Below are 8,508 nucleotides of genomic sequence, written 5' to 3'. Positions count from 1 at the left end.
TGGATTTTGAGTTCCTGCGTTATCCCATGAACAAGTTCCGGAGTTAAATACGAAGTTATCCCAACAGTTTACAACAGTAGGCAGGGGATCTTTAGTTCCATTGTTATCCCATATACAAGTGGTTGTATTAAATACGAAGTTATCCCAACAGTTTACAACAGCTGGTATTGGATTTTGAGTTCCTGCGTTATCCCATGAACAAGTTCCGGAGTTAAATACGAAGTTATCCCAACAGTTTACAACAGCAGGCATTAGATCTTGAGTTCCTATATTATCCCAAACGCAAGTTGTTGTGTTATATACAAAGTTATCCCAACAATCTACTACTGGGGGTTGCGGAGGTATTGTGTTTGTAACTGTAACAGTAACCTTTATAGTATATTCATAACTTATATTTCCACTAGCTACAGCATTACAACCAGGGGTAGTTACAGGTATTATGTCTACACTTAAATTGCCTCCAAAATCAGGTACAATATTAGGATTAACGGGAATCCCCCAAGGACTTCCAAAAATAAATGGCGGAGGGCTTGTATTGGGCAAATAATTAGGTTCTGCGAGCAAAGCAGTCGCTGGCAAACACGTAGCACCTCCAGCGTATGAACTGCATCCATAAAATAGATTGTAATAGGTTGCATAAGGGGGGCACGAACCGGCAGTAGTGTAGTTTGTGATACTTATATCCACCCTTATACCTGTAATCTGTTCACAAGGATTTGTCCTTGCTGGCAATGTGAAGTCATGGGCATAACCATCACTGCTAGCAGAAGTATCACCTAAACCACGAAAAGCTTTCCTATCAACCCCTATTGTAGCATCAGTTTGGTTCTGAGTAGGCAAAACAGTCTGGCCAAATGAAAAATTCGTTTGTAAGATTAAAAATAATACTATCAGGTATTTAAACATTTAATTTATTTTTTAAAAGGCTGCTGATTGTTTAAAAAAAACAAGCTGATCCAATTTGAGTTTAGAAAAATAGAATAATTTGAACAAAAACCAAATTCTGCTTTCATTTTTAAAAATGTAAAAAAAACTAAAATTTGATAATTTCAGAATTATTAAATTTTTATAAACCTTAGCTTATTTGTCAAAATAATTTAAATCCATTTTTTAATTTTGTCAAATTAAGTCAATTATGATTAGTTCTTCAAAATACTTACCTCTACAAAAACTATACATGGTAAAAGACTATATTACGTGAGTTTTATTTAAAAATAGAGATGTAAACTTATATACTTGTTTTAATTCTTTACTAAAGAATATGATTTAGGTTCATCATTATTATAATTACATTGTCAAATCTACTTTGCTCGTGTATTGACTTGTTTAATCGATAGCTATATTCATCTAAGGATTTTACGACATTCTGTTCATTTATCCATCAATATGTATTCATCAATCAATCATGTTTTTACCTGGTGAATTACAGTATTCATTTTAAAAATAACCAGAAGTAATACTTTTTATTTACTCAATATTTTATTGGTGTTTTAGGGCATGTAGCCAGTCTATTTATCTGTTTTTACGCAAGCTTGAGTTGAGATATGACAGTGGAAAGTTTTACAGAGTTCATCACAAGAATAATCATCAACTCTTTTTGCACCATTTTTTTCATCAAATTCAACAGCGGCTACGATTTTCTTTTTCTTACCATCGTTACTTCGTTCTTGCTCAAAATTTTATTTCTTTCGTAAACAAATACATCAACGTAAATAGTACCTGCAATTGGGTTCAACATACCGCTTTTGATAGCTAATGAACTTTATAAATAAATAGTCATGCAGTTGGTCGACTTACAGGGTATCGCTTCGTCATTTGTGAAGAAGACAAGCTTTTTGGTGTGGCGGTCATTTCAAAAACAATCCCAAATGCTTTATAAGTGCCGAATTTAACTTTATGAAAAAGGGCATTAGCTTTTGGACTTTCAGCATGATGACACAAATTGAAATCTCTCGAAAAGTTTGATTTCCGAACAGTTAATTTATTAGGATTATATTTTGACCATTGAAAATCTTCTTTTCACTTTATTGAAGTCAAATATTGTAAATAATCTAAATCCGTTTTGAATTATTCAAAAAAAATGGATTATAATTTCCCCTTTGAATGATTCCATAAATATATTTCTTTTAAGAAAGATAAAAAACATGTTTAAAGCTCTAAAATTTTTATTAACGCTTTAATGTAAAATGGCCTATCACTTCAGGAGAGCTTTCGTCTAGTTTTAAACGGTACCAATAATCATCTGCTGGTAATAGTGCGCTACTGTATTTTCCATCCCAATTATAATTAGAGGAAGTTAGGTTTATTATTAACTTACCATATCGGTTGAAAATTTGAGCACTTGAATTAGGGTAATCCGCCATTTCTTTTATCTCCCATAGGTCATTGAACCCATCATTGTTTGGAGTGAAATATTTTGCAATAGTAAAGACGGTGAAATCTTGCGCTACTAAGTTACATTCGTTATTGTCTCTAACAAAAGCGGTGTATTGTCCGCTAGAGATATAAGAAAATTCATTTGAAACTTGAAAATCTAAGCCGTTAATCGAATACTCATAGTAGCTTTCAGAGTTCACGAGTTCTATAGTAACTGAATTTTCATTCACCAGAACCGAACTTATAACAGGTTCTGGTCGTTCTGTGACGCTAATGTCTTTTTTCGAGTCACAGGAAATAACAGTCGGGGAACTAATAGTAACGCTGTGTAGACCTATAGTTGAAACAGTAATTCTTTGGGTGGTTTCTCCGCTGGGTGACCATAAGTATTTCATGCCAGAGATGGAAGCGTCTAAGGTAGTGCTTTCTCCTTGGCATAAAAACATTTCCTCCATAGTGGTAGCAATAGGGTATACTGTAGCAGTCACTCCAGTTCTTGGTCCAGTGCAGCCATTTAAAATAGGCTCAGCGTAGTAAGTTGTTGTTGTGTCTATAGTAGGAGTTGTAAAAGAGTTGCCGCTAGATAATGAAGAGCCACCGGTTAATGCAGTGTACCAATTTATATTCCCATCCGAAGGCTCTGCTGCTAAGGTGACAGTTCCTGAACCGCATACAGATGATGGAGTAGTTGAGCTTACATTTGGTGACTCGTTTACAGTTGCTTTGACAGCGGTTCGTGTTTCGCTTGTACAGCCATTTGATATGGCAGCCACATAATATGTTGTCGTTGTGTCAATACTTGGAGTTGTAAATATTGTTCCAGATCCTAATAGGGGTCCTCCCGTCGAAGCCGCATACCAGTTTATCGCCCCCGATGAAGCTGTTGCTCTTAAAGTCGCAGTTCCTGAATCACAAACGGGCGTAGCAGAAGTTGAATTAATTGTTGGTAATGTCCTTACGGTGGCAATAACCTCCGTTCTTGAGACGCTTGGACAACTCCCATTTCTTGCATCCACAAAGTAAGTGGTTGTTGTAGAAATTGTTGGCGTAGTAAATGAATTTCCTGTATCTATAACTGAACCCCCAGTTTCTGTCGTATACCAATATGCTGTGCCATTTGAGGTAGTGGCTTGTAGGGTAACGTTTCCAGAGGCGCATATGGAACCTGGGGTCGTACTCTCTATTCTTGGAATAATTATGGTGGTACTCGCTGAGATTTGAATTATTGGATCTCCGGGCATGCCGCCGTATTCAACAATCCCTTAGGTTGGTAATTCCCATTTGGCTCGCCAGCATTCGATAAATCATTCCATGAACCTGAAAGGCCAACTCCAGCAGCAGTAATGTGTGCGTAATCTTCATTTCCTTCTTGGTTCGGTTCATTATTGTTCCAAAGTGAAAAGTTTGGAGACGATCCGTTTACAGCACCATTCCAAAATACAACTCTATCAATTGCTGGTCCTGTAACCCACTTCCAAATACCTTCTGTTTCTGCATCACTTCCACCAATCCATCCAGCACCAGCAGCTTGTTCACCCGAAATTTTTGCCTCATCAGTCGCAGTCAGCGTCGCTAAATAACCTTGTAAACCATAGTAATTATTGGCTTCTGCGGCGATTTTAGCATTAGTCCAGGTAATGCCTAGTCTAGGGATAAACTCGTAGTAATGGCCGTTTCGAGGTAAATAATTGGCTTGACCTATACTTATAGAAAAGTTCCGTATACCATTTGGTGAAGTACTTGAATTGCTAAATTCAATATCTTTAATAGCTGCTTCAAAATCAGCTGCCGTTGCTGATGTTCCACTTTCATAAAGCCTGATTTTTCCTGTGTTTGTGTTAAAGGGTCCTAAACTAATTGTGGGGTGTAAGAGAGGGTTGCTTAGTGTTAATAAATCTTGACCATTAACGTATCCAGAAGATATTTGAATGTAAATCTCATTTATCACATTGTCAGGATCAGTAATTGTTACGTTGGTAACAATTTTCATTGATGTTCCTGGGCAATAGATTTGATTTCCTGTTGCTGTAATTATAGGAGTAGCATCAATTGCAAACAGAGAATGTTTTAACGGTAGTTTTGAGTAGTTAAAATTTGCAAAATTCTGATTTGAAATAAGAAGTATAAAAAACGAAGTGATGTAGAAGGATTTGTTTGGGCGCATTCCGTAAAAGTATGGCTTTTAAATTAATTATTTCGGCCAATTTAGTTTTTGAAACAAATCCCACACTGCAATCCCAGCACTGACTGAAATGTTCAAAGAATGTTTCGTTCCCAGTTGTGGAATCTCGATACAACCATCACAAGCCGCAACCGCTTCTTGTGAAACCCCATGGACCTCGTTACCAAATACCAGCGCATATTTTTCTCCTTTTGTTACTTTAAAATCTTGAAGAAATAGGGCACTTTCAACTTGCTCTATGGCTAAGGTGGTTATTTTGTCACGCTTCAAATTTTCAATTACATCAATAACATTTCCGATGTGCTCCCAAGTTACCGTTTCGGTGGCGCCTAGCGCAGTTTTATGGATTTCCTTATTTGGAGGGGTTGCTGTGATGCCGCATAAATAGATTTTTTCAATCAAAAAAGCATCGGCAGTCCTAAATACGGAACCGATATTGTGTAGACTGCGAACATCATCTAAAACGATAATAATTGGAGTTTTTTCGGATTTTTTAAAAGCTTCAATTGATTTTCGATCCAATTCGCTGTTTTCTAGCTTTCTCATGCCATTTTGAGGTTTAGTCAAAAAAAAAGCTTCCGATTTAAGGGAAGCTTTTTCTTTATGTTAATTAAAATTTAGCTTTTTGTAGCTTCGTCAGCCAAAACAGTACCTTTGATGGTAAGCACTCTAGTTGCTTGTCCTGCGGCATTTGATGTTACAGTTACCGTTTTTGTGAAAGCACCAACTCTGTCAGTTGCATATTTTACACCTATAATTCCTTTTGCTCCTGGAGCGATTGGTTCCTTTGGAGAAGTAGGAACTGTACAGCCACATGAACCTTGGGTGTTTGTTATGATTAGTGGCTTGGTTCCGTTGTTTGTAAATACAAACTCACGTTTTCCGTCTGCGTTATGTGCAATCGTCCCGTAATCAATTGTTTCTGATACAAAAGCCATCCCAGCTCCGTCTACTTTAGCAACCTTCGCAGTAGTTGCCTTTATTTTTTTTGTAGTTTCTTGGGCGTTAGAAGTTGTAACTCCTAAAACGGTTAGCATAGCTAGTAAAATTATTTTTCTCATTTTTTTTGAAGTTTAAAGTTATAGGAACAAATTTAAAGAAAATATCATGCCAATTAATTAAAATCGTCGAAAAAGTATTAATTTTTTTTCAAGGATTTAGTTATTCACTATTTAATAATTAAATTCGCTGCTGTTACAATCACCTTTTTAAAGATAAAAAATTTGGCAGCTAAAGATAAAGTAGTTAAAGAAACACCGTTAATGAAACAATATAACGAAATCAAAAGGAAATATCCTGATGCTTGTTTGTTGTTTCGAGTAGGCGATTTTTATGAAACTTTTGGGGATGATGCGGTAAGAGCTGCTAAGATTCTAGGAATTACCTTGACCAAGAGAGGAGCGGGTTCCGCTACAGAAACTGCTTTAGCTGGCTTCCCCCATCATTCGATAAATACCTATTTGCCTAAATTAGTAAAGGCAGGTCTTCGTGTCGCAATTTGTGACCAATTAGAAGACCCAAAGATGACAAAATCTATTGTGAAACGGGGTGTGACTGAATTAGTTACTCCAGGGGTTTCCATGAATGATGAGGTTTTAAACTCAAAAACAAATAATTTTTTAGCTTCAGTATACTTTGCCAACAAGTCAATTGGAGTTTCATTTTTGGACGTTTCTACGGGAGAGTTCCTTACTGCCCAAGGGAATGCGGAATACATTGATAAACTGCTGCAAAACTTTAGTCCAAGCGAGGTTTTGATTCCAAAAAACAATAAAAATGAATTTCGCGAAATTTTTGGGGAGGATTATCATACTTTTTATTTAGAGGATTGGATTTATAAAGAGGATTATGCATTCGAAACCTTAACAAAACATTTTCAGACGGTTTCCTTAAAGGGATTTGGTATCGAAGATTTGAAAGAAGGGATTGTTGCTTCGGGAGCGATTTTGTATTACTTATCCGAAACACAGCATAACAGAGTTCAACACATCACTTCTGTTCAACGTATAGCTGAAGACGCGTATGTTTGGATGGATCGATTTACGATTCGTAACTTAGAATTGTATCAGAGTTACAATCCAAATGCTGTCACGCTTTTGGATGTAATTGATAAAACGCTTTCCCCCATGGGAGGACGTTTGCTCAAACGTTGGCTTGCATTGCCATTAAAAGATAGTAATAAGGTTCGAAGTCGTCATCAGGTAGTTTCCTACTTGAAAGAAAATCAAGAAGTGTTGCAAAGTATGCAGCAGCAGATTAAACAGATTTCAGATTTGGAACGATTGATTTCTAAAATAGCCGCGGGAAAAGTGTCTCCTCGAGAAGTCGTTTACCTCAAAGAATCGCTGGATGCTATTATTCCTATAAAAAAATTGGCTTTAGAAAGTCCGCAAGATGCCGTAAGGATTATTGGAGATAATTTGCATAGCTGCGATTTACTGCGTGAAAAGATTAAAACTACATTAAATCAAGATGCACCGGTAGCTATCGCCAAAGGGAATGCCATTGCTAAAGGCATTAGCGAAGAATTGGATGAGTTAAGAGCGATTTCAACTTCTGGCAAAGACTTTTTGAACGGGATAGAAAAGCGGGAATCTCAGTTAACGGGAATCTCTTCTTTGAAAATCTCTTTCAACAACGTTTTTGGGTATTATATTGAAGTTAGAAACTTGCATAAAGATAAAGTACCTTCAGAGTGGATTCGTAAACAAACCCTAGTAAATGCAGAGCGCTATATTACAGAGGAGTTGAAAGAATATGAGACTAAAATTCTGGGTGCTGAAGAAAGAATACAAAAAATAGAATCGGAGTTATTTGAGCAATTGGTCGCTTGGATTGCAACTTACATAAAACCGGTTCAGTTGAATGCTAATTTAGTAGCACAGTTAGACTGCCTGTGTTCTTTCACGCAGTTAGCTATCGAAAACAAATATGTTTGTCCTGAACTTGACGAAACATTCGAGCTGGAAATCAAGAACGGGAGACATCCTGTCATCGAAAAGCAATTGCCGGTGGGAATGCCTTATATACCAAATGATATTTTCCTCGATCAGGAAACCCAACAAATGATAATGATAACCGGTCCTAATATGTCTGGAAAGTCTGCCATATTGCGTCAAACGGCGTTAATCGTACTTCTGGCTCAAATGGGGAGTTTTGTTCCCGCTGATAGCGTAAGAATGGGAACCGTCGATAAAATATTTACCAGAGTGGGAGCGAGTGATAATATTTCTATGGGTGAATCTACCTTTATGGTAGAAATGAATGAAACCGCCTCGATTCTGAACAATATTTCCGACAGAAGTTTGGTCCTATTAGACGAAATCGGGAGGGGAACCAGTACTTATGATGGTATTTCCATCGCTTGGGCGATTGCGGAGTTCCTACATGAACATCCCTCGAGGCCTAAAACGCTGTTTGCAACCCATTATCATGAGCTAAATGAGATGAGCGAATCTTTGTTAAGGATTCAGAATTATAATGTCTCTGTAAAGGAGCTGAAAGACACTGTTCTTTTCATCAGAAAACTAGTAAAAGGAGGAAGTGCCCACAGCTTTGGAATTCATGTTGCAAAAATGGCAGGAATGCCTCAAATCGTAATTTTGAAAGCGCAAAAGTTGTTGAAGAAATTAGAGAAAGATCATTCCAGCGACGTGTTGAATGGCATAAAATCAGAGAAAGACGAAATGCAAATGAGTTTCTTTAATTTAGACGATCCTTTGTTGGAGGAAATCAAAGAGGAAATCCTGAATTTAGATATAAATACGATAACACCGATGGAAGCCTTGATGAAATTGAACGAAATAAAAAGAATGCTCACCAGAAAATAAACGTATTCGCTTTTAAAGTTTAGGTTATCAATAGTTTAACTTTTATCTTTAATTTTTTTGTAAAAAAGGCTTGTGTAATTCAATAAATGTCCTAAATTTGCATCCGCAATACAGAACAAG

Annotated in this window: 6 protein-coding genes and 1 pseudogene; 1 reads left to right on the top strand and 6 read right to left on the bottom strand. The window is 36.8% G+C overall.

From position 1 onward, the window contains the following. The 6 genes and pseudogenes from ACEN2H_RS12595 to ACEN2H_RS12570 all read right to left on the bottom strand — a co-directional run. The coding region (locus tag ACEN2H_RS12595; RefSeq protein WP_441732891.1) for a hypothetical protein at positions 1-906 on the bottom strand (906 nt) is incomplete at its 3' end. Between the two features lie 346 nt (positions 907-1,252). Continuing rightward, positions 1,253-2,113 (bottom strand): annotated as a pseudogene (locus ACEN2H_RS12590) (IS1595 family transposase). A gap of 55 nt (positions 2,114-2,168) precedes the next feature. Next, complete coding sequence (locus ACEN2H_RS12585; protein ID WP_441732889.1) at positions 2,169-3,617, bottom strand: T9SS type B sorting domain-containing protein; 1,449 nt, start codon at positions 3,615-3,617, stop codon at positions 2,169-2,171. Next, positions 3,599-4,540, bottom strand: a complete 942-nt coding sequence (locus ACEN2H_RS12580) for a hypothetical protein (RefSeq protein ID WP_441732887.1) — start codon at positions 4,538-4,540, stop codon at positions 3,599-3,601. Before ACEN2H_RS12580 ends, ACEN2H_RS12585 begins: the two co-directional genes overlap by 19 nt. A 27-nt stretch (positions 4,541-4,567) precedes the next feature. Continuing rightward, entirely contained in the window at positions 4,568-5,104 is a 537-nt protein-coding gene (locus ACEN2H_RS12575; RefSeq protein ID WP_441732886.1) for an RNA methyltransferase, read from the bottom strand. A 71-nt stretch (positions 5,105-5,175) separates the two neighbouring features. Beyond that, positions 5,176-5,619: a DUF1573 domain-containing protein gene (locus ACEN2H_RS12570; RefSeq protein ID WP_441732884.1), complete on the bottom strand. Its 444-nt coding sequence runs from the start codon at positions 5,617-5,619 to the stop codon at positions 5,176-5,178. Positions 5,620-5,781: 162 nt separating this feature from the next. Between ACEN2H_RS12570 and mutS the strand changes: the two genes are divergently transcribed. Then, positions 5,782-8,388 carry a DNA mismatch repair protein MutS gene (mutS, locus tag ACEN2H_RS12565; protein ID WP_441732882.1) on the top strand — a complete coding sequence of 869 codons (2,607 nt, stop codon included), beginning with the start codon at positions 5,782-5,784 and terminating at the stop codon, positions 8,386-8,388. The last annotated feature ends 120 nt before the right edge of the window (positions 8,389-8,508 follow it).

The organism is Flavobacterium sp. W22_SRS_FP1, assembly GCF_052113685.1.
GTDB lineage: Bacteria > Bacteroidota > Bacteroidia > Flavobacteriales > Flavobacteriaceae > Flavobacterium.
This window is presented reverse-complemented; position numbering and strand designations above follow the sequence as displayed.